Origin of the sequence: Variovorax sp. YR566, assembly GCF_051992195.1 — a bacterium.
Classification (GTDB): domain Bacteria; phylum Pseudomonadota; class Gammaproteobacteria; order Burkholderiales; family Burkholderiaceae_C; genus Variovorax.
This window is the reverse complement of the sequence record NZ_CP197093.1, coordinates 20503-40135: the sequence shown is the minus strand read 5'-3', so window position 1 is coordinate 40135 and position 19633 is coordinate 20503. Positions and strand designations below refer to the sequence as shown.

Genomic DNA, 19633 nt, shown 5'->3' with positions numbered 1-19633 from the left:
GTGGCTCAGCGCAGCAGGTAGGGGATGTCGACAGTGACCGCGCCGGTCGGGCAGTCCTTTTCGCAGGGCATGCAGTACCAGCACTCGTCGAACTTCATGTAGGCCTTGCCCTTGCTGAGGTCGATGGCGAGCACGTCGAGCGGGCAGACGTCCACGCAGACGGTGCAGCCTTTGTGAGCGATGCACTTGTCGTCGTCGATGCGCACGGGCACGCTGGTGGGGTTGAAGGCGATGGGCATGCGGGGTTCTCTTTTTTGTCGTGGTGCAGGTGTCAGGCTGCGACCGGCTCGCGCACGGCGGCGGGCACGCGCAGGTGCTGGTAGGCCGACATCTCATGCGCATCGAGCGGCACGATGTACGGATCGACCGGTCGCTTGAAGCTCACCATCGCATCGCCTTGCTTCTGCAGCTGCGTGTGGCAGAACCAGTCGCGGTCGTTGCGCTCGGGAAAATCCACGCGGTGGTGGTAGAGGCCCCAGCGGCTTTCAGTGCGGTAGAGCGAGGCGCGCGCGGCCATCTCGGCGCAGTCGCGGATCGCGTGCACTTCCATCGCGCGCATCAGCTCGTGCGGGCCGGGGGCGGCGAGTTGCTCGAGGTCTTCGTGGATCTGCTCGAAGCGCGAGAGGCCGATTTCCATCTTGCGCGTGACCTTGGGCGGCTGCAGGTAGTCGTTGACCATGCGGCGCAGCTTGTATTCGACCTGCGCAGGGGGCAGGCCGCCGCTGCGCAAGAGCGGTGCGCTGACGCGGGCGTGTTCGCGTGCCACCTGTTCTTCATCGAGCGCGGGCAGCTCGGTCTCGGCGCAATGCCGCGCCGCGCTTTCACCCGCGAGGCGGCCGTACACGAAGGCGCCGAGCATGTAGTTGTGCGGCACGCAGGCCAGGTCGCCCGCGGCATGCAGGCCCGGCACGGTGGTGCGCGCATGCTCGTCCACCCACACGCCGGAGGCCGAGTGGCCGCTGCACAGGCCGATCTCGGAGATGTGCATCTCCACCATCTGCTCGCGGTAGTCGGTGCCGCGCCCGGCATGAAAGCGCCCGCGGCTCGGGCGTTCGTTGGTATGCAGGATCTGCTCGATGGTGGCGATGGTCTCCTCGGCCAGGTGGCTCAGCTTGAGGAAGACAGGGCCGTTGCCGCCCTGGAGTTCGTTGTAGAACTCCATCATCATCTGGCCGCTCCAGTAGTCGCACTCGATGAAGCGCTCGCCCTTGTTGTTGGTGGTGTGGCCGCCGAAGGGGCCGGTCACGTAGGCGCAGGCAGGGCCGTTGTAGTCCTTGATCAGCGGGTTGATCTGGAAGCACTCGATGCCCGAGAGCTCGGCGCCCGCGTGGTAGGCCATGCTGTAGCCGTCGCCCGCGTTGGTCGGGTTCTCGTAGGTGCCGAAGAGGTAGCCCGACGCCGGCAGCCCGAGCCGGCCGGCCGCGCCCGTGGCCAGCACCACCGACTTCGCGCGGATCACATGGAACTCGGCCGTGCGGCAGTCGAAGGCCATCGCGCCCGCGATGCTGCCGTCGGCCGCGGTGAGCAGGCGCGTGACGACCAGGCGCTGCGACATCTCCACGCGTGTGCGCTTCAGGCGCCGATACAGCACGTTCTTGATGTTGTGGCCCTCGGGCATGGGCAGCACGTAGGTGCCCATGTGGTGCACCTTGCGCATCGCGTAGTCGCCGGTTTCGTCCTTCTCGAACTTCACGCCCCAGCGGTCGAGCTCCTCGATCATCGAGTAGCTGTTGCGCGCATAGGCCATCACCGTCTTCTGGTTGACGATGCCGTCGTTGGCGGTGGTGATTTCCTTGACGTACTGCTCGGGCGTGGCGAAGCCCGGCACCACCGCGTTGTTCAGGCCGTCCATCCCCATCGAGATGGCGCCGCTGCGCTTGACGTTGGCTTTCTCGAGCAGCAGCACTTCGAGCTTGGGGTTGGCTTCTTTGGCCTTGACGGCGGCCATCGGACCGGCCGTGCCGCCGCCGATGACCAGCACGTCGACGGTGCGGGTGAGGATGTTCATGGGTTGGCCTTCGTCGTCGGGTTGGCGCGGGCGATGCGCAGCCGGTGCTGGAAGGCATCGCCGCGGAAATAGAGGTCTTCGAAATCCAGCGGCGCGCCGTCTGCCGTGTGGGTGAGACGCTCCACGCGCAGCACGGCGGTGCCTTCGGGCACGCTCAGCGCACGCGAGAGCACCTCGTCGGCCAGCATCGCGTCGATCTGCAGGTCGGCATGGCCGAGGGCAATGCCGTAGTCGTTTTCCAGGATCAGGAAGATGTCGCGCCCGGCCAGGTCCGCCTGGCGCAGCCGCTCGCCGATGGCGTGGGGCAGGTAGGTCACCTCGTAGGACACCGGCGCGCGGTTGAGGTGGCGCACGCGCTTGATCTGCGCCACCGGCGTGCCCTCGGCCAGGCCCAGATGCTGCGCCACCCGAGGCGAGGCAGGCACGGTCTTGTGGCTGGTGACCTGGTTGCGGATCTCGTAGCCCATGCGCACCATCGCCTCGGCAAAGCCTTCGAGTTGGCCGAGATGCTGGAACGCCTTGGGCTTGGCGACGAAGGTGCCCTTGCCCGGAATCTTGAAGATCAGGTTCTCGCGCTGCAGGTCGCTGAGCGCCTGGCGCACCGTGATGCGGCTGACCTTGAACAGCGCGACCATTTCGCTTTCCGAAGGCAGCTGCGCATGCGGTGCGTAGGTGCCGTCGAGGATGCGCTCGCGCAGCGTTTCGCGCACCTGGGTGTAGAGCGGGACGGGCGAAAAGGCGATGGGCTCGAGCGGCCTGGCGGTGGACATGCGGCTGACCTGTTATGACCGGTTGAATGAGGCCGGATGCTAGTCAGCGATGCTTCTTTCTCTAAATAAGGAAAACGTGCTTTGATATGCGGGAAGTAGGGGTGCCTATGAGCGCAGTCGGAGCCAGCTCAGGTTTGCCACGGCAGCCCGCGCATGCGCTCGCGCTTTTCTTCTTCGTCGAAATGCGCGAGCGAGGGCTTGATGAGGTCGCTGCGCGCCACGATACCGACCAGCGCGAGCGACTGCGCATCCTTCACCACCGGTAGCCGTTCGAGCCGGTGGCGCGCAAGCCGCGTGGCAACGCTGCGGCAGTTCTCGCCCGGCAGCGCGAAGAACAGCGGCGCATCGGCGCAAGCGTCCCCCACGGTGGCGATCGGGTCGCGCGTGCCGCGCGCGGCCAGCATCGCGCGGTCAGCCACGCCGATCACCGCGCCGTTGCGCAGCACCGGGAACGCGCGATGCGCCTGCCCCTCGCCGAAATGCTCGAACAGCGCCTGTGCCACTGGCATGGCCGCGTCGATGCTGTGCACCTCGCGCGTCATCACCTCTTCGACCGAATGCCGCTCCAGCGGATCGATGCCGTACTCGCGGTAGATGTGATAGCCGCGGCGCGCGATCTTCTCGGTGAGGATCGAGCGGCGCATCGTCAGCACGGTGAAACCGTAGGCCACGGCGGACGTGGTCAGCAGCGGCAGTAGCGCATTGCTGTCGTGCGTGAGCCCGAAGGCGAAGATGGTGGCGGTGAGCGGTGCACGCATCACGCCGCCCAACGTGGCCGCCATGCAGACCAGCGGCCACAGCATCGGGTCGTTGCCGGGCAGCACGTGCGACAGCACCACGCCCAGGCCCGCGCCCATCATCAGCAGCGGCGCGAGCACGCCGCCCGAGGTGCCCGAGCCCAGCGATATGACCCAGATGACGGCCTTCACCGCCAGCAGCGCGAGCACCACACCGAGCGCGAGGTGGTTGTGCAGCAGGTCGCCGATCACGTCGTAGCCCACGCCCAGCGCGCGCGGCTGCAGGTAGCCGCCGATGCCAACCGCCAGGCCGCCGATGGCCGGCCACCACATCCAGTGCAGCGGCAGCTTGCCGAACCAGTCCTCGACCTTGTAGAGCGAGATCGATAGCGACGCCGACAGCGCGCCGCACAGCACGCCGGCAATCACGCACGACGGCATGGCGAGCGGGCCAGGCACCGCCGTCTGCAGTGGGAACAGCGGGCCCGGGTCCATCAGCAGCGGCCGCGCGAAGCCCGCCACAGCGCAGGCCACTGCCACCGGCAGCAGGCTGCGCGGGCGCAGCTCGAACAGCAGCAGTTCGACGGCCAGCAGCACCGCCGCCACCGGCGTGCCGAACACCGCCGTCATGCCGGCGGTGGCGCCCGCCACCAGCAGCGCCTTGCGCTCGGCCGCCGTGAGGTGAAAGTGCTGCGCGATCAGCGAGCCGATGGCGCCGCCGGTCATGATGATCGGACCCTCCGCGCCGAACGGGCCACCGCTGCCGATGACGATGCCTGACGACAGCGGCTTGAGCAGCGCGACTTTCGGCGACATCTTGCTCTTGCCGAACAGGATCGCCTCAATGGCTTCGGGAATGCCGTGGCCGCGGATCTTGTCGGAGCCGTAGCGCGCGACCAGTCCGACGATCAACCCGCCGATCACCGGCACCACGATGACCCACGCGCCCAACGTGTTGGTGGCCGGCGAACGCTCGGCCAGCGAGAAGGACTGGAAGAAGAACAGGTTGGTGAAGAAGCGGATCAGGTCGAGCAGCACGCGGGCGGCCACGGTGCTGATGGCGCCGATGACGGCGGCCATGACGGTGATGCGCATGAGCCGCGTGTTGAGCGCGAAATCGCCGCGCGGCGGATGGGAGGAGGCCTTGGCGGTCATGGTGCTCACGAAGCGTCTGGAAGATCGATCTGCGGAACGTCGAACACGCCCTTGAGCGAGCGCAGTTCCGCGCGGTGGAGTTCGGCCAGCCGCAGCAGCAGCTTCTCGCCCTTGGCGAGCAGGTGCACCTCGACCTGGCGGCGGTCGGTTTCGCTGGGCCGGCGCTGCACGAGCCCGAGCACTTCGCAGCGCGTGACCAGCGCGACCGCGCCATGCGGCTGCAGCTGCAGGCGCTCGGCAATCTCGCCCACCGAGGCCCAGTCGCGCCCGGGCACGCCCTTGATGTGCAGCAGCACCAGGTACTGCTGCGGCGTGAGGCCCTCGGCCTGCGCGGCGCGCTCGGAGAAGCGCTCGAAGCGGCGCATCTGGTAGCGGAACTGGGAGAGCGCCTCGAAGTCTTTCTTGGCGAGCTTGCGCGGGGTGGAGGCCATGGCTGAAGTGGGATGCCGAAACAGTGGCAAATATATCACGTCATGACATATATGCCGTGCGACACAATCTGCGGCATGACCGCCGAACCGATCGAATTCGAAACTCCTCGCTTCGCTTGTGCCAGCGTGCAGGAGAGATCTCGCATTCTTCGCAGTCCTTGTGGCTTCCTCCAACGGCGGCGCCACTTCGATGGTGCGAGCCTGAGCTAGCCGCAGCGCCGCCGCATAGAGATCGGGACACGGGGCATGGCTCGGAGAGGTAGCGGCACAACCAACGTGGTCAGGAAGGTGAACGCCGTGCGGTAGCGCCCCCGGCTAGGCCTCTTTCCAGGCCAACTCGCACTGTCTGCACAGTTGATCGACCCACCCGTCCAACGTTCGAACCTCTCCCAAGCGCTGGCGGAAATATCGCGCCCCCCAAACAGCGAGTGCAATGGCGGCCACCTGGGCACGCTCGGGGCGCGGCCCATCCCAACTCTCGACCAGTGCAATCCAGCGTCGCTCCAGCTTCGCGAAGAAGCGGGTGTAGTCCCCGCGTCGCGCCAGCGATGACTCGAGTTGAAGCATCTGATCGTCGCAGTAGCCGGTCGCTTGGAAGTCACAGCACACGCATATGAAGCGATGCAGACGCTCCGTCCAGCTCCCCTCAGTGCGCTCGAGTTCGGCGTCCAATCTCGCTAGCGCAGTGTCAGCGAGGTGGCGTGCATAGCCCAAGAGCAGTGCGTCGACGTTGGGAAAGTATTCGTACAAGGTGCCGATGGCGAAGCCCGACTCGGTCGCTACGTTACGCATGGTTGCCGCCGCTGGACCGTCTCGAGACCAAATCCGAACAAACGCGTCGTAGATGGCCAAGATCGTGAAGCGAGAACGCCGCTGTCGCGGTCGCTTATGCGGCTGCACCGGGGCGCTGTCCAGCGTTGCAACCCCGGCTATCAAATCCGAACGTCTCTTTTGCTTAACTTCTTTATGCTTGGCCACAGGGGTTGCTCCTTTGTTCTTCCTGCCTGGAAGCTTCCGCTGTGAACACCAAACTCAAGAGTGGCCGTCGACAGCACCAACTTTGATTGTGGCAGCGCGCCGGCCTGTGCCGACAGCCATGGTGAATGCTTTTCGGCGGCTCGCCGCAGTCCAGGATGGGGTCTGAGCATGAGGGTAGGTCCGCGAGGACGGCCAGCACACTTACCGCAGTTGATGTCGAATATGTCCGAAGTCCAGACCCATTTCAGAACTTGCAATATCTGCGAGGCCATGTGCGGCCTTGAGATCAGCCACCAGGGTGGCGCCATTGTGTCGATCAAGCCCGACCGACAGGACCCGTTCAGCCGTGGCCACATTTGCCCCAAAGCCGTGGCGTTGCAGGACTTCCACGCCGATCCGGATCGCATCCGGACACCGCTGCGCAGGACAGGCAGCGGCTGGCGCGAGATCAGTTGGGGCGAGGCCTACGCGGAGATCGGGCAGCGGGTGCGCGCCATCCAGCAGCAGTACGGGTCGGACAGCGTGGGTACCTATTTGGGCAACCCCAATGCGCATAACCTGGGCAACGCTGTTTTTCTGCCACAGTTCCAAAAAGCACTGGGAAGCAGGAATCGCTACAGCTCGGCCTCAGCCGATCAGTTGCCGCACCACGTCGCCGCGAACTACATGTTCGGTGCGAGCATGGCGATCGCCGTGCCCGACATCGATCGCACGGACTTCATGTTGATCATCGGTGGCAATCCGGTGGTTTCCAACGGCAGCATGATGAGCGGCGCGGGCATGCCCGGGCGCATCAAGGCTATACAGAAACGCGGCGGTAAGGTTGTGGTGGTCGATCCGCGCCACAGCGAAACAGCCAAGATCGCCAGCGAACACCTCGCCATCCGGCCAGAGGCCGACGCGCTGCTGCTGTTCGCGCTGATCCGCACCGTCATCGAGGAAGACCTGGTGGACTTCGGTCAACTTGGCGACATGGTCGACGGCTATGACCGCATCGCAGCGGCCAGCGCGGACTTCACGCCGGAGCGTGTCTGCGACGCGGTTGGCATTTCGGCGCACCGGATCCGGTGCTTGGGGCGGGAGTTCGCGGCCGCGCCGTCGGCCGTGTGCTACGGCCGCATGGGCGCCTCGGCGCAGTCTTTCGGCGGGCTGTGCCAATGGCTGACCGTCGTACTGAACGTCGTGACCGGCAACTTCGACCGCGAAGGCGGTGCGATGTTTCCACAACCCGCCTTCGATCTGCTCGCCCGAGTCCAGCGCAACGACCCAGGTGCGCGACCACCGACGCGGTCGCGGGTGCGCCAGCTGCCGTTCTTCAGCGGTGAGTTTCCCGTCGCGACGTTGGCCGATGAGATCCTGACGGAAGGGCCCGGGCAGATTCGGGCCATGTTCACGGTCGCTGGCAACCCGGTGCTGTCCGCGCCCAATGGCGACCGCTTGGACACGGCCTTCGCGCAGTTGGATTTCATGGTCTCGGTCGATATCTACCTGAACGAGACCACACGACACGCCGACATCATTCTGCCCGCGACGACCGGGCTCGAAATCGCCCACTTCGACGTGTTCTTCAACAGCTTCGCGGTGCACAACACCGCGAAGTACTCGCCGCCGCTGTTCCAGGCGAAGGGCGAGCAGCGCCACGACTGGCAGATCCTCAAAGGCCTGATCGGCTGCCTGACCGGGGCAGTCGATGACGGCACCACTCCGGAAATGCTGCTCGATGCCGCGTTGCGATCCGGTCCCTACAAGGACCAAGGCCTGAGCCTGACGACGCTGTTGGAGCATCCGCATGGACTGGACCTCGGTCCACTCAGGCCGTGCGCGCGTGAGCGCGTCAGAACCCTCAATGGGCACATCCAGCTCGCGCCGGACCTGTACCTCAATGATCTGTCGCGCCTGAACGCGGCGCTTCATGACGATGCCGCTGATCGTGAGCACTATCCGTTCAAGCTGATCGGCCGACGCCTGGTGTGGAACCACAACACATGGACGCAGAACTCGCGCCGGCTGCTCAAGGGCACCGGCCGCATCAGTGTGCAGCTGCACTCGTCCGACGCGAGCCGCCTCGGTGTCGGTTCCGGACAATTCGTCACCGTACGGTCCCGGACCGGGCAGTTGGACATCGAGGTCGAGATCGATGACGACATGTCCCCCGGCGTGGTCAGCATCCCGCAGGGTTGGGGACATCATCGTCCCGACATCGGTATGCGCTTGGCTGCCGAGCAGCCCGGCGTGAGTATCAATAGCCTGACCGATTCCGGGCGCATCGATCCGCTTACCGGCAACGCCGCCTTCAACGGCACGCCCGTGGCCATCAGCGCAGCACGTCAAGCGGCCTGATCATCCCGGCATTCCATCTCCCGCATTGCCCGTCCGCCCCGCCTATGATCTTCATCGCTCCGCTGTTGCCGTTCGTCGGCGCTTCCATTCTGTGGTTCTTCGTGCCTGACATATGCCAGATCGGTTGGATCAACGGAGTTGGACAGCTGCTGCTTTTCACGCTTGTGGTCTGCATCCCCGCCTGGAGGACCGGGCGCCTGTCCTATGTAGACATTGGCTGGCCCCTGGGGCTGGCGCTCATCGGCTTGGTGACTCTGAGCTTCGCCCAGGGCGTGAGCTGGCGCCGCATGATCATCGGCATGGCCTACCTGTTCATGGGCCTGCGCATGGGCGTCGGGGCGCTGAGAATGTGGCATGCAGGACACTTCAAGAAGGAGTTCCCGCGCTACCAGTACCAGCGCCTGCGCTGGGAACGCAAAGGCATCACCAATACTCAGCTGATGATCCAAGTGGAGGCGCTGGTGCAGGGATTCGCCAACATCTCCTTCCTGGCGTTCCCGGCCTTCGTCATCGCCACCAGCCGCAGTGAGCAGGTTCATCCGCTCGAAATCCTCGGGCTGCTGCTGTGGTTGGCGGCCTTCGTGATGGAAAGCGTAGCCGACGCGCAGAAGTTGGCCTTTCTGCGCGAGATGAAGCGCCAGAACCAGACGCGCAAGGTCTGCAACGTCGGCCTTTGGCGCTACAGCCGGCACCCCAACTACTTCGCCGAATGGATGGTCTGGAACGCGTTGATCGTCGCAGCCATTCCCGCTTGGCTGGATCATCAAGGCCGCAGTCCGCTGGTGACATGGGTGCTGCTGGGCATCGGCACCCTCTACGTATCGCGCATCATGTACACGACACTGGTGCACTACACCGGGGCTAAGCCCGCAGAGTACTTCTCAGCGCAGAAGCGCCCAGACTACCAAGCGTACCAGCAGTCGACCAACATGTTCTTTCCTGGACCGAGTCGGGTTGACCAGCCGCGCCCTCAGGGAAAATCTACCTGACACGGGACGGATGCCGCCTCATCAAGAAGTGCGAAGTCGCCCAAAATTTCAGGCCCAAAGCGAATTTGGACGCAACCCGATGCTCGCGTTGTTTGGAGGAGAGTCGTGCCTTCAGCGAAGCGCTGAGCAGAACCACGAATCTTGCAGAGCAGCGTTTCATGTAGTGGCAGCTGAGCTTTGATGTAGCCGATGCCGCATCAACACTGAAGCCGCTGTGACGCGGGCTAGCCGCAACGCCCGCCCCCTCACCTTTTCCCCTCGAGCCATGAGTGCCTTTCACGAAGAAAAAGTTTTGAGTGTCCATCACTGGACCGACCGCCTGTTCACCTTCACCACCACGCGCGACCCGGCGCTGCGCTTCTCGAACGGTCATTTCACGATGATCGGCCTGAAGGTCAACAACAAGCCCCTGCTGCGCGCCTACAGCATCGTGAGCCCGAACTACGAGGAGCATCTCGAGTTCCTGAGCATCAAGGTGGAAGAAGGCCCGCTGACTTCGAAGCTGCAGCACATCCAGGTGGGCGACACCATCATCGTGGGCCGCAAGCCCACCGGCACGCTGCTGATCGACTACACGCTGCCGGCCAAGCGCCTGTACCTGTTCGGCACCGGCACCGGCCTCGCACCGTTCATGAGCATCATCCGCGACCCGGACACGTACGAGAAGTTCGAGCAGGTCATCCTGGTGCACGGCGTGCGCCAGGTCGACGAGCTGGCCTATCACGACCTCGTGACCGACCACCTGCCCAAGCACGAGATCCTCGGCGAGATGATCGCCAAGCAGTTGCTGTACTACCCGACCGTCACGCGCGAGGAGTTCCGCAACCAGGGCCGCATCACCGACCTGATCGAGAGCAACAAGCTCACCGACGACCTGTGCCTGCCGCCGCTCAACGTCGAGGAAGACCGCGTCATGCTGTGCGGCAGCCCCGGCCTCTTGGTCGACCTGAAGCACATCCTGGAAAAGCGCGGCTTCAAGGAAGGCAACACGAGCACGCCGGGCGACTTCGTCGTCGAGCGCGCGTTCGTTGGGCAGTAAGCCGCCAGCTTGCCTGCGCTCGCTGATGACTGTTCAACCGCCAGCGCGTCGACTTCACTCGGCATGGATTCGACGAGGGCGACGAGCCGACAGGCCGCGCGCGTGCCGAGATGGCATGACTGCGCGCGGTTTCCACTCGCGCCGAGATCACCTCTTCAGGCTTCGTCAACCACTGCACGTAGGCTAACTTGAAGGCCGATCCCTCTGACTGGATGCGGCGTTACTTCGATGCCGTCGCCGTCGCCGTCGCCGTCGCCGGCACCGCCAGCTGGTGCGGTTGCCCGTTGGCCTTGCGCGTGCCGCCGTCGACGTTTCGCGGGGCGGACCTGAAGCTCTTTGCTGCTCGGCACGTGCTGATCATCGAAACGGATCTTGGCGGCACTGGGGATAGGGACCGAGCTGCGCGCGTCACACAACCAAGCGGGCTGTCGGCTTGCACCCAGGTGCGGTCATTTGATGGTGCCGCGCCAGGAGATGGCGCGGCCGTTGCTCGCGCCCGGCGGAGTGATGCGATTTCCGCCACGATGACTCCGCGGTGAGGGCCTTGGGACATCCGCCGATCAAGGCAAAGAAGCTTCGGTGCTTTCAGAATTGAAGCTTTCCCTCATGTTCCGTTGGCGTCGACTCCCACCGCGAATGTCCATGCACGAAGGTGACGGCGCAGCTGCCACTCTCGCTGAGCCAGCTCTTTGCAGCACGATTCTCGGAGCTCGTCGATGCCGAGTACGCGCGCTGGGGTAAGGTTTTTGGATTTCTAAAAGGGCAGAGCGGATGGCACTGGAATTGGATCGCCGCATCGTCTGGGCGCCGGATTGTTCAATCGCTGTCCGATAATCCATGAAACCGATCCTCCATAGATAGCAAGCCCATTCGTGCACACCACGCCCAGTGCCGACTTTCCTGTCTTCGACAGCTCCGACTTCAGCGGTGAGGCAGGTGCATTCCATTTCGACCTCGTACGGCTCGAACACCGTCCAGACATCCCTCGCGGCTTCCCGCACCGTCACAACTACTATCACCTGCTGTGGATGAGTGAGGCGGAAGGCACGCACCTGCTCGATTTCGAGACCTTCGAGGCGCGCGCCAACACCGTGTTCTTCGTATCGCCCGGCCAACTGCACGCCTGGGCCTCGACCGTGCCGCCCAAGGGTTTCGTCGTCAACTTCAGCACCGAATTCTTCGTGCAGATGTTCCCGCGCTCCGACGACATTGCGAAGTACCCCTTCTTTCACGTCGCTTCGGATGCCCCCGTGCTCTACCTCACTCAGGCGCAGCATGACGAGCTGCTGCCGCTGCTGCGGGAGATGGAAAAGGAGATGCTCGGCCGGGCCGAGGCGCGACTGGACATCGTGCGCTCCTACCTGCTCGTGCTGCTGACCCGGTTGCGGCGACTTTATCCAGCACGCGCCGCCGACGGTGCCTCCCCGCAAAGCTGGTCGCTGACCAAGCGCTTCAAGCTTCTGATCGACCAGCACTACCTCGACTTCGGCCCGCTGCGCGACTACGCGGAGCGGCTGCATGTCACGGAGCGCCAACTCAACGATGCCGTCAAGCGCACGCTGGGCAAGACCGCGGGGGAACTGGTTCACGAGCGCCTCGTGCTCGAGGCCAAGCGGCTGCTGTGCAATACCGACATGGGCGTCGCCGAGATCGCATTTCATCTTCATTTCGAAGACCACGCCTACTTCAGCCGCTTCTTCAAGAAGCGCACACAGCTGACACCTGGCGAGTTCAAGAAGCGCTACGGTACGCCCCGCTAGCGTAAGCCCTTAGTCCAGGGCGTCGAAAAGTACAAGACGAGTTCGCAATCGTCCTACCGCCCAAAGCATTCGGCTGCCTAAAGTTCATCTCACCTCAACTTTGCTGCCGTGATGGCGGCTTGATGGCTGGCGATGAACGATTCCCCCAAACTCCGCACCGGTGGCCAACTGATCGTCGACGCACTGCTCGCGCAAGGCACCGACACCGTGTTCTGCGTACCGGGAGAGAGCTACCTCGACGTGCTGAACGCACTGCATGCGCAGCAGGATGCGATGCGCGTCGTGGTCTGCCGCCATGAAGGCGCTGCTGCCTTCATGGCCGAGGCCCAAGGCAAGCTCACCGGCCGCCCCGGCATCTGCATGGTCACGCGTGGGCCCGGTGCCACCAACGCGAGCATCGGCGTGCACACTGCCTTTCAGGACTCCACGCCGATGATTCTCTTGATCGGCCAGGTCGGGCGCGACATGATCGAGCGCGAGGCCTTCCAGGAGATCGACTACCGGCGCATGTTCGGCCCGTTCGCGAAGTGGGTGGCGCAGATCGATGACGTCGCACGCGTTCCCGAATTCATGGCGCGTGCCTATTCGGTGGCGATGTCCGGGCGTCCCGGTCCTGTGGTGCTGGCGTTGCCCGAGGACATGCTGACCGACTCGGCCTTTCCCTCTGTGGTGCCGCGCGTTGAGGTGCCGCAGGCGCATCCCGCGCCCGACGCGATGCTGCGCCTGCGCGAGCACCTTGCCGCGGCGCGGCGGCCACTGTTGTTGCTCGGCGGACCGGGCTGGAGCGCGCAAGGCCGCGACGCGATCGAGCGCTTCGCCGTGCAGAACGCGCTGCCTGTGGCCTGCGCCTTCCGGCGGCAGGATCTTTTCGACAATCGCCATCCGCAGTACGTGGGGGAGGTCGGTATCGGCGTCAATCCCGAACTGGCCAAGGCAGTGCGCGAGACCGACCTGCTGATTGCGGCGGGCACGCGACTGGGCGAGATCGTGACGAGCGGCTACACGCTGCTTGAGGCTCCGGTCCCGCGCCAGCAGCTGGTTCATGTGTTGCCCTGCGCCGAGGAGCTCGGGCGTGTGTACCAACCGGCGCTCAAGATACTGAGCAGCATGGTCCCGTTCGCGCAGGCGGCAGCCGAGATGTTACCGGTCGACCCGGCGCCCCGGCGGGCATGGCTCGACCGGCTGCGCGGAAACTACGAGCGCTATGTCGCGCCGTCGACGCGTCAGGCGAAGCTCGACCCCGCCCGCGTCATTCAGGCGCTGAGCGACGCGCTCGAGCCCGATGCGATCCTGACCAACGGTGCGGGCAACTACAGCGCCTGGGCGCACCGCTACCACCCGTTCTCGCGACCGCACACCCAGCTCGCGCCCACCAGCGGCGCGATGGGTTATGGCGTGCCGGCTGCCATCGCCGCCAAGCTGCAGCATCCGTCGCGCCAGGTGGTCTGCCTGGCGGGCGACGGCTGCTTCCTGATGACCTCGCAGGAGCTCGCGACCGTCAAGCGCCACGCGCTCTCGATCGTCTTCATTGTCTTCAACAACGGCATGTACGGCACGATCCGCATGCACCAGGAAGTGAACTATCCGGGCCGGCCCATCGGCACTGACTTGTGCAACCCCGACTTCGTGCTCTATGCCCAGTCCTTCGGCCTGCATGCCGAGCGGGTGGAGCGCAGCGACGACTTCGCCCCTGCGCTGCAGCGTGCCCTTGCCGCAGGCGGTGCGCTCATCGAGCTTGCGATCGAGCCCGAGATCCTGACGCCGCGCGCCACCCTCAGCGAGCTGCGCGAGAAGGCCCTGCGCGCTGCGGCCTGAAGACTTTTTTCGACCACCAGGAGACAAGACATGAACACACTGCTGCGGGCTTCGGCCCTGGCGGCACTGGGTGCCTGCGCGCTCGTGCAGGCCCATGCGCAGAGCCCCGGCGACTTCCCGGCACGTCCCATCCGGATCGTGGTGCCCTTTGCTGCCGGGGGGGCGACCGACGTGATCGCCCGCGCGGTGGGACAGAGGGTGTCGGACCAGCTCGGCCAGCCTGTCGTGATCGACAACAAGGCCGGCGCCAACGGGAACATCGGCGCCGTGATCGTGGCCCGCGCCGCGCCCGATGGCTACACGATCCTGATGGCGACATCGAGCCACGCGATCAACGCGACGCTCTACCGCAAGCTGGACTACAGCCTGACGAAGGACTTTGCCGCGCTGTCGAATCTGGCGTCGGTGCCCCTCGTGCTGGTGGTCAATCCCGGCGTACCGGTGCGCAACGCGGCCGAGTTCGCGACCTTTGCGAAGGCGCAGGGCGACAAGATCAACTTCGCATCCGGCGGCACTGGCACCGCAGCGCATCTGGCGGGCGAGCAGTTCAACACCCTGGTGGGCACCCGCATGCAGCACGTGCCCTACAAGGGCGGCGCGCTGGCCCAGACCGACCTGATCGGCGGTCGGGTGCAGGCGATGTTCGCCAACTTGCCGGAAGTGCTGACACAGATGCAGGCCGGCACGCTGCGGCCGCTGGCGGTGACAGGCAAGGTCCGCCGCGCCAACCTGCCAGAGGTACCGACCTTTGCCGAAGCGGGCTACCCGCAGATGGACGCGCGCTCCTGGTTCGGCCTCTTCGCGCCGGCCGGCACGCCCGCGCCGGTGGTGGCCAGGCTGTCCGCATCGATCGCCCAGGCGGTGGCCGACCCTGCTGTGCAGGTGCGCCTCAAGGAACTCGGCGCCGACGCCATTGGCGACAGGCACGAGGCGTTCCAGCCTTTCGTTGCGCAGGAAGTGACGCGCTGGGGAGCACTGGTCGAGCGTTCCGGCCCCACCGTGGACTGAATGAACGAACCCCTCTGAACCGCAAGGAAACGGAAAACACATGCTCTACGACGTACGCACCTACACCTGCCGGCCCGGCACCCTGAAGCGCCATCTGGCGTTGTATGCCGAGCACGGTTTCGACATCCAGCGCCGCCACCTCGGCGAACCGCTGGCCTACCTTCAGACCGAGACCGGCAACGTCAACAGCTACACGCACATCTGGGTCTTCGCCGATGCGGCGGATCGCGCCAGCAAGCGCGCCGCGATGCAGCGCGACCCGGCCTGGGCAAGCTATCTCGAGAAGAGCGCGGTGGCCGCCTACCTCGTTTCCCAGGAGACGAGGCTGATGGTGCCGACGTCTTTCTTCAAACCGTGACATCGCGCTGCGCGCACGCGCAGCCCCGGCAACCGCGAAGACGGGCACGCCGCCAGCAGACCCTTGGAGACATCCCTTGTATCAACAGATCTACGACCCGATCGGCGGGTCTCTTCTCATGTCGTCGGCGCTGGCAGCGCTGCCGCTTCTCACCATGTTCGTCCTGCTGGGCTGGCTGCGTGTCGCGCCGCACGTTGCGGCCCTCGTGTCGCTCACCATCTGCGTTCTGGTGGCGGTGTTTGCCTATCGCATGCCGTGGGGCATGACGCTCAATGTCGGCCTCTACGGCGCGGCATTCAGCGTGCTGACGGTGCTGTGGATCATCGTGAACGCGATCTGGCTTTACAACCTGACCGTGCAGTCGGGCCATTTCGCGGTGCTCAAGGACAGCTTCGCGCGCATCAGTCCCGATCCGCGTATTCAGTCGATCATCGTCGCCTACAACTTCGGCGCGCTGATCGAGGCCCTGGCCGGTTCCGGGACGCCGATCGCCATCTCGGGCGCGATGCTGTTGGCCATTGGCATCAGGCCGATGAAGGCTGCCGTGCTGGCGCTGGTTGCCAACACGGCGCCGGTTGCCTTCGGAGCACTTGCAGTGCCGATCGTCACGCTGGCGCAGGTGTCGGGTGAACCCTTTGGCCTGCTGGGTGCGATCGTCGGACGCCAGACACCGATTCTGGCGGCGTTCGTGCCGCTCATCCTCGTCGGCCTGCTCGACGGCAAGCGCGGCCTGCGCCAGACCTGGCCTGCCGCCGTGGTCGCAGGCCTTGCGTTCGGCGCGGCGCAGTGGATCGCCGCCAACCACATTTCGGTCGAACTGGCCGACGTGTTCGGTGCCCTGGGCTCGGCCGGCGCGCTCATGCTGTTCCTGTGCATCTGGCAGCCGGTTCAGCCCGGCCGCATCGAGGACGTGGAGCCGTCGCCGCCGACAGTGGCACGGCACGACGCGCGTACCGTGTGGATCGCCTACGCACCCTATATCCTGATCATTGCCATCTTTTCGCTGGCACAAACCAGGGGCGCACAGCAATGGCTCTCCGCAGGCACCCTGCGCTTCCCGTGGCCGGGGGTGAGCATCGTCAACGCAGCGGGCAAGCCCGTGGCCTCGGTCTTCACGCTCAATTCGCTGTCAGCGACCGGCACGCTTCTTTTCCTTGCAGGAGCGCTGTCGGCGATGCTGCTGCGCGTGCGTCCTGTCGCAGTCATCCGCACTTATGGCACTACGCTCAAGCAACTGCGTTGGGCCATCCCCACCGTGCTGTGCGTGCTGGCCCTGGCCTTCGTGATGAACTACTCCGGCCAGACGATCACGCTCGGCCGCTGGATGGCGCAGACCGGTGCGGCCTTTGCGTTTCTTTCGCCGGTCATCGGCTGGATCGGCGTGGCCGTGACGGGATCGGACAATTCCTCCAACGCGCTGTTCGGCGCGCTGCAGGTCGCCGCGGCACAGGAGACCGGCATCCGCGCCGCATTGCTGGCTGCGGCCAACGCATCTGGCGGCGTGCTGGGAAAGATGATCTCGCAGCAAAGCCTGGCAGTCGGCGCGGCGGCGGTCGGCATCGTCGGCCAGGAAGGTGCGATCTTCCGCAGGGTGATCGGCTGGAGCCTGTTGTTGCTGCTGACACTTTCCACGCTGGTTTACTTGCAGGCAGGCCCGCTGGCCTGGATGCTTCCCTGAATTTTTCCACTTTCTGGTCACGGAGATCAAAAACATGCAGAACTACCGTCAACTCTTCGATCTCACCGGCAAGACGGCCGTGGTGTTGGGCGCGGCGTCGGGCATTGGCCAAGCCTCTGCGCATGCGTTGGGCGCCATGGGCGCGCACGTGGTGTGCGCCGACCGCGATGCCGATGGCGCGAAGGCCACGGCCCAGCAGATCATGCAATCGGGCTCGGGCTCCGCCGAATGGCGCGGCACCGACGCGGCGAGCGGCGCGGACATCGGGGCCCTGGCCGAGCACACACTGGCTGCGCGCGGACGCATCGACGTTGCGGTGGCAACGCCAGCACTCAACATCCGCAAGCTCATCGTCGACTACACGGACGAAGAGTTCGATCAGGTCGTGAACCTGAACCTGAAGGGAGCCTTTCACTTCATGCGCCGCTTCGGCGCGCCGATGATGAAGCAGGGAAGCGGCAGCCTCATCCTGTGCTCGTCGATGCGCGCGGTGACGATCGAGCCCGGCCTTGGAATCTATGCGGCCACCAAGGCAGGCATCGCGCAGATGGTCAAGGGCTTTGCGTCCGAGGTCGGAAGCTACGGTGTGCGCGTCAATGCGGTCATGCCCAGCATCATCGAGACAAGGCTGACCGCGCCACTCAAGGAGCGTGCGGCCATCTACGACACCTATGCGGCCCACACGGTTTTCAATCGTTGGGGGCAGCCGTCGGAGGTGGGCTCGGCGGTGGCCTTTCTCGCATCTGACGCAGCCAGCTACATCACTGGCAGTTCGCTGTCGGTGGATGGCGGGTGGACCGCGATCGACGGCCCGCCCACGGGCCTGACGGCGACGCGACCGTCCGAGTAGGCGCCGGCGAACGCCGTGTCCCTGGGGAGATCCCACCTGCGTTGGCACCCTGTGTGGGACGCCAGGCCAGCCGTTCGAGGATGAGACGAGAGGGTTGGAACCGTGCGGCACGGGAGGTGGGGCCAGGGCCGGTGCCGAAGCCAGTGTGCGGATTTCCGCGCGCGCGCCTAACTTGCCTTTCCATCGAGCGCTGATCTATCTTTGCGCACCGATTGCACGAAACCGCAGGCGTGCGCACGGAGGGTTAATTCTTCGCGGAAACTTGGATCATGCCCGCGCGGAAAATCAACACGGCGGCTTCACCTCGATCATGCGCACGGCGGTGCCCGGCGGCCCGAAATCGACAACGAACTGGTACGCTTTTCACCATCCCAGCTTGAGGGCGTTCGGTTCGTCCATCATCGGCGGCGCAGCATGCGCTACGCTGGCCCGGTTGGTTCAATGGTCCTTGGGGGATTTTCATGTGTCGACGCCAGTGTCGGGAGCGCGCGGGCTCCCGGGCTTGACATGACGCAAGGATCGCTCAAGGAGCCGTCAGTGTTTGAACCCGGACTCTCGCTGGGCTCGCACTGCCAGGACGAAGACTGTCTCGATCTCAGCCAGATAGCGGTACAGGGCCACATAGCCGCGGCTGCCCTTGCCGATGACCAATTCCCGCTTCCCGTCCCTGACGGGACGGCCGATCAGGGGATTGCGCGAAAGAATCTGGATGGCTTCGAGAATTTCCTGGACCTGATCCACCACGTCGACGACTTCGTGCAGTGCCAAGTGGTCGATGAAGCGATCGATGTCATCCAAGATCTCCGGTGCCAGTTCGATACGAACCATGAACCCTTCAGCCTCCCAGTTTGCGAGCCGACGGCCTATGGGCCTTCTTGCCGGCAGCGCGTGCCTGGAAGTAGGCTTTCGCGTCCTCCCAAGCGACCGATTCACCGGTGCGCTGCAACGCAGCCCAGCGCTTGTCGGCGATCCGATGCAGTTCCTCGTCCATTTCGCTGCGCTCGACCATGTCGGAAAGCGCCTCCAGAATGAACGCATGCGAAGACCTGCCCGACCTCGCCGCTGCAGCCGCAATGCGGGCTTTCAGTTCATCTTCAATGCGGATGGTGGTCGTCGACATGCTGATTGACCTTGTGAGGATGGAGGTGGATAAATTGTAGCACACTTGTAGCACAGTGCGGCTTGCAACCTTGCCGTCGACGTGGCCGGGGCCATCCACTCCAAGTGGATGATCGAGGAAGCTTGGATCGCGAGCGAGCAGGCGGCCCCGAGGCGTCAAACCTGGCCGCCGCTATCTGCAAACGCACTTCGAGTTGATTTCTCTGGTTTTCCAGCTCGGTCCGACGTACTTCTCTCCCTCCAAAACCCCGACAAGTGACTTGCACTGCGCGGTGCAAGCGTTGCGGCGCTCTTCACGAGCTTGGTCCGGAGAGGTTCCGAAATAGAGAAGAATTCCGACCCAAACCATTGCCACGCCGCTGAATACGAGGAGTCTTCGCCGTCTCGAAAGCAGCCCTCTTGTAGATGCGTCCGCGATGCTCGAATCATCGAGCGCCATGGCCTATGGAGCGAATCCGTTGAGTTGCCAGAATATTCGCAGAATCAAGCGCTCCACGAACCACCATTGCCCCATCAGCAGGCCTATCGTCACGCTCGCTATCGACCACCATTTCAATCCGGTTTTTTTCAAGACTCTGAAGGCAAGTAGGCAGCTCAG

18 protein-coding genes are annotated in these 19633 nt (G+C 64.7%); 10 read left to right on the top strand and 8 right to left on the bottom strand.

Going from position 1 to position 19633, the window contains the following annotated elements:
- Positions 1–5: 5 nt before the first annotated feature.
- The 6 genes from ACTG4X_RS34240 to ACTG4X_RS34215 all read right to left on the bottom strand — a co-directional run bounded on the left by ACTG4X_RS34240 (position 6) and on the right by ACTG4X_RS34215 (position 6079).
- Positions 6–239 (bottom strand): 4Fe-4S dicluster domain-containing protein, encoded by a 234-nt coding sequence (locus tag ACTG4X_RS34240; RefSeq protein ID WP_093082546.1) that lies wholly within the window; start codon positions 237–239, stop codon positions 6–8.
- Between the two features lie 32 nt (positions 240–271).
- Positions 272–2008 (bottom strand): fumarate reductase/succinate dehydrogenase flavoprotein subunit, encoded by a 1737-nt coding sequence (locus ACTG4X_RS34235; RefSeq protein WP_440534534.1) that lies wholly within the window; start codon positions 2006–2008, stop codon positions 272–274.
- Positions 2005–2778: a GntR family transcriptional regulator gene (locus tag ACTG4X_RS34230; protein ID WP_440534533.1), complete on the bottom strand. Its 774-nt coding sequence runs from the start codon at positions 2776–2778 to the stop codon at positions 2005–2007. Before ACTG4X_RS34230 ends, ACTG4X_RS34235 begins: the two co-directional genes overlap by 4 nt.
- Positions 2779–2906: 128 nt before the next feature.
- A complete protein-coding gene (locus ACTG4X_RS34225) occupies positions 2907–4670 on the bottom strand; it encodes a chloride channel protein (protein ID WP_440534676.1) in 1764 nt (587 codons plus the stop codon).
- A gap of 5 nt (positions 4671–4675) precedes the next feature.
- Positions 4676–5101, bottom strand: a complete 426-nt coding sequence (locus ACTG4X_RS34220) for a MarR family winged helix-turn-helix transcriptional regulator (protein ID WP_097200967.1) — start codon at positions 5099–5101, stop codon at positions 4676–4678.
- Between the two features lie 315 nt (positions 5102–5416).
- Positions 5417–6079, bottom strand: coding sequence for a TetR/AcrR family transcriptional regulator (locus ACTG4X_RS34215; protein ID WP_218840296.1), 663 nt, complete (start codon positions 6077–6079; stop codon positions 5417–5419).
- 222 nt (positions 6080–6301) lie between these two features.
- On the opposite strand from ACTG4X_RS34215, the gene ACTG4X_RS34210 reads away from it, so the two are divergent.
- The 10 genes from ACTG4X_RS34210 (at position 6302) to ACTG4X_RS34165 (ending at position 17916) form a co-directional block, all read left to right on the top strand.
- On the top strand, positions 6302–8419 hold the full coding sequence (locus ACTG4X_RS34210; protein ID WP_440534532.1) for a molybdopterin-dependent oxidoreductase: 2118 nt from the start codon (positions 6302–6304) through the stop codon (positions 8417–8419).
- 44 nt (positions 8420–8463) lie between these two features.
- Positions 8464–9408, top strand: coding sequence for a DUF1295 domain-containing protein (locus ACTG4X_RS34205; protein ID WP_440534531.1), 945 nt, complete (start codon positions 8464–8466; stop codon positions 9406–9408).
- Between the two features lie 265 nt (positions 9409–9673).
- Entirely contained in the window at positions 9674–10447 is a 774-nt protein-coding gene (locus tag ACTG4X_RS34200) for a ferredoxin--NADP reductase (RefSeq protein ID WP_440534530.1), read from the top strand.
- Between the two features lie 188 nt (positions 10448–10635).
- Positions 10636–10986, top strand: coding sequence for a hypothetical protein (locus ACTG4X_RS34195; RefSeq protein WP_440534529.1), 351 nt, complete (start codon positions 10636–10638; stop codon positions 10984–10986).
- A 333-nt stretch (positions 10987–11319) separates the two neighbouring features.
- A complete protein-coding gene (locus ACTG4X_RS34190; protein ID WP_097200963.1) occupies positions 11320–12207 on the top strand; it encodes a helix-turn-helix domain-containing protein in 888 nt (295 codons plus the stop codon).
- Between the two features lie 132 nt (positions 12208–12339).
- Positions 12340–14022: a thiamine pyrophosphate-binding protein gene (locus ACTG4X_RS34185; protein ID WP_440534528.1), complete on the top strand. Its 1683-nt coding sequence runs from the start codon at positions 12340–12342 to the stop codon at positions 14020–14022.
- A gap of 30 nt (positions 14023–14052) precedes the next feature.
- Positions 14053–15030 (top strand): tripartite tricarboxylate transporter substrate binding protein, encoded by a 978-nt coding sequence (locus ACTG4X_RS34180; protein ID WP_440534527.1) that lies wholly within the window; start codon positions 14053–14055, stop codon positions 15028–15030.
- A gap of 40 nt (positions 15031–15070) precedes the next feature.
- Positions 15071–15388, top strand: a complete 318-nt coding sequence (locus ACTG4X_RS34175; protein ID WP_097200960.1) for an NIPSNAP family protein — start codon at positions 15071–15073, stop codon at positions 15386–15388.
- Between the two features lie 76 nt (positions 15389–15464).
- Positions 15465–17066: an L-lactate permease gene (locus ACTG4X_RS34170; protein ID WP_440534526.1), complete on the top strand. Its 1602-nt coding sequence runs from the start codon at positions 15465–15467 to the stop codon at positions 17064–17066.
- 34 nt (positions 17067–17100) lie between these two features.
- Positions 17101–17916 (top strand): SDR family NAD(P)-dependent oxidoreductase, encoded by an 816-nt coding sequence (locus ACTG4X_RS34165; RefSeq protein WP_097200958.1) that lies wholly within the window; start codon positions 17101–17103, stop codon positions 17914–17916.
- A 534-nt stretch (positions 17917–18450) separates the two neighbouring features.
- Here ACTG4X_RS34165 and ACTG4X_RS34160 read toward each other — a convergent pair.
- Together ACTG4X_RS34160 and ACTG4X_RS34155 are read right to left on the bottom strand one after the other, a co-directional pair.
- Positions 18451–18744 (bottom strand): type II toxin-antitoxin system RelE/ParE family toxin, encoded by a 294-nt coding sequence (locus tag ACTG4X_RS34160; protein ID WP_097200957.1) that lies wholly within the window; start codon positions 18742–18744, stop codon positions 18451–18453.
- A gap of 7 nt (positions 18745–18751) precedes the next feature.
- The gene (locus ACTG4X_RS34155; protein ID WP_097200956.1) at positions 18752–19036 is read right to left on the bottom strand and encodes a ribbon-helix-helix protein, CopG family; all 285 of its coding nucleotides are present in this window, start codon (positions 19034–19036) and stop codon (positions 18752–18754) included.
- Positions 19037–19633: the final 597 nt, after the last annotated feature.

Excerpts from the sequence above, each read along its gene's own strand:
- ACTG4X_RS34240 (WP_093082546.1), bottom strand. The coding sequence starts at position 239 with ATGCCCATCGCCTTCAACCCCACCAGCGTGCCCGTGCGCATCGACGAC.
- ACTG4X_RS34235 (WP_440534534.1), bottom strand. The coding sequence starts at position 2,008 with ATGAACATCCTCACCCGCACCGTCGACGTGCTGGTCATCGGCGGCGGC.
- ACTG4X_RS34230 (WP_440534533.1), bottom strand. The coding sequence starts at position 2,778 with ATGTCCACCGCCAGGCCGCTCGAGCCCATCGCCTTTTCGCCCGTCCCG.
- ACTG4X_RS34225 (WP_440534676.1), bottom strand. The coding sequence starts at position 4,670 with ATGACCGCCAAGGCCTCCTCCCATCCGCCGCGCGGCGATTTCGCGCTC.
- ACTG4X_RS34220 (WP_097200967.1), bottom strand. The coding sequence starts at position 5,101 with ATGGCCTCCACCCCGCGCAAGCTCGCCAAGAAAGACTTCGAGGCGCTC.
- ACTG4X_RS34210 (WP_440534532.1), top strand. The coding sequence starts at position 6,302 with ATGTCCGAAGTCCAGACCCATTTCAGAACTTGCAATATCTGCGAGGCC.
- ACTG4X_RS34205 (WP_440534531.1), top strand. The coding sequence starts at position 8,464 with ATGATCTTCATCGCTCCGCTGTTGCCGTTCGTCGGCGCTTCCATTCTG.
- ACTG4X_RS34200 (WP_440534530.1), top strand. The coding sequence starts at position 9,674 with ATGAGTGCCTTTCACGAAGAAAAAGTTTTGAGTGTCCATCACTGGACC.
- ACTG4X_RS34185 (WP_440534528.1), top strand. The coding sequence starts at position 12,340 with ATGAACGATTCCCCCAAACTCCGCACCGGTGGCCAACTGATCGTCGAC.
- ACTG4X_RS34180 (WP_440534527.1), top strand. The coding sequence starts at position 14,053 with ATGAACACACTGCTGCGGGCTTCGGCCCTGGCGGCACTGGGTGCCTGC.
- ACTG4X_RS34175 (WP_097200960.1), top strand. The coding sequence starts at position 15,071 with ATGCTCTACGACGTACGCACCTACACCTGCCGGCCCGGCACCCTGAAG.
- ACTG4X_RS34165 (WP_097200958.1), top strand. The coding sequence starts at position 17,101 with ATGCAGAACTACCGTCAACTCTTCGATCTCACCGGCAAGACGGCCGTG.
- ACTG4X_RS34160 (WP_097200957.1), bottom strand. The coding sequence starts at position 18,744 with ATGGTTCGTATCGAACTGGCACCGGAGATCTTGGATGACATCGATCGC.
- ACTG4X_RS34155 (WP_097200956.1), bottom strand. The coding sequence starts at position 19,036 with ATGTCGACGACCACCATCCGCATTGAAGATGAACTGAAAGCCCGCATT.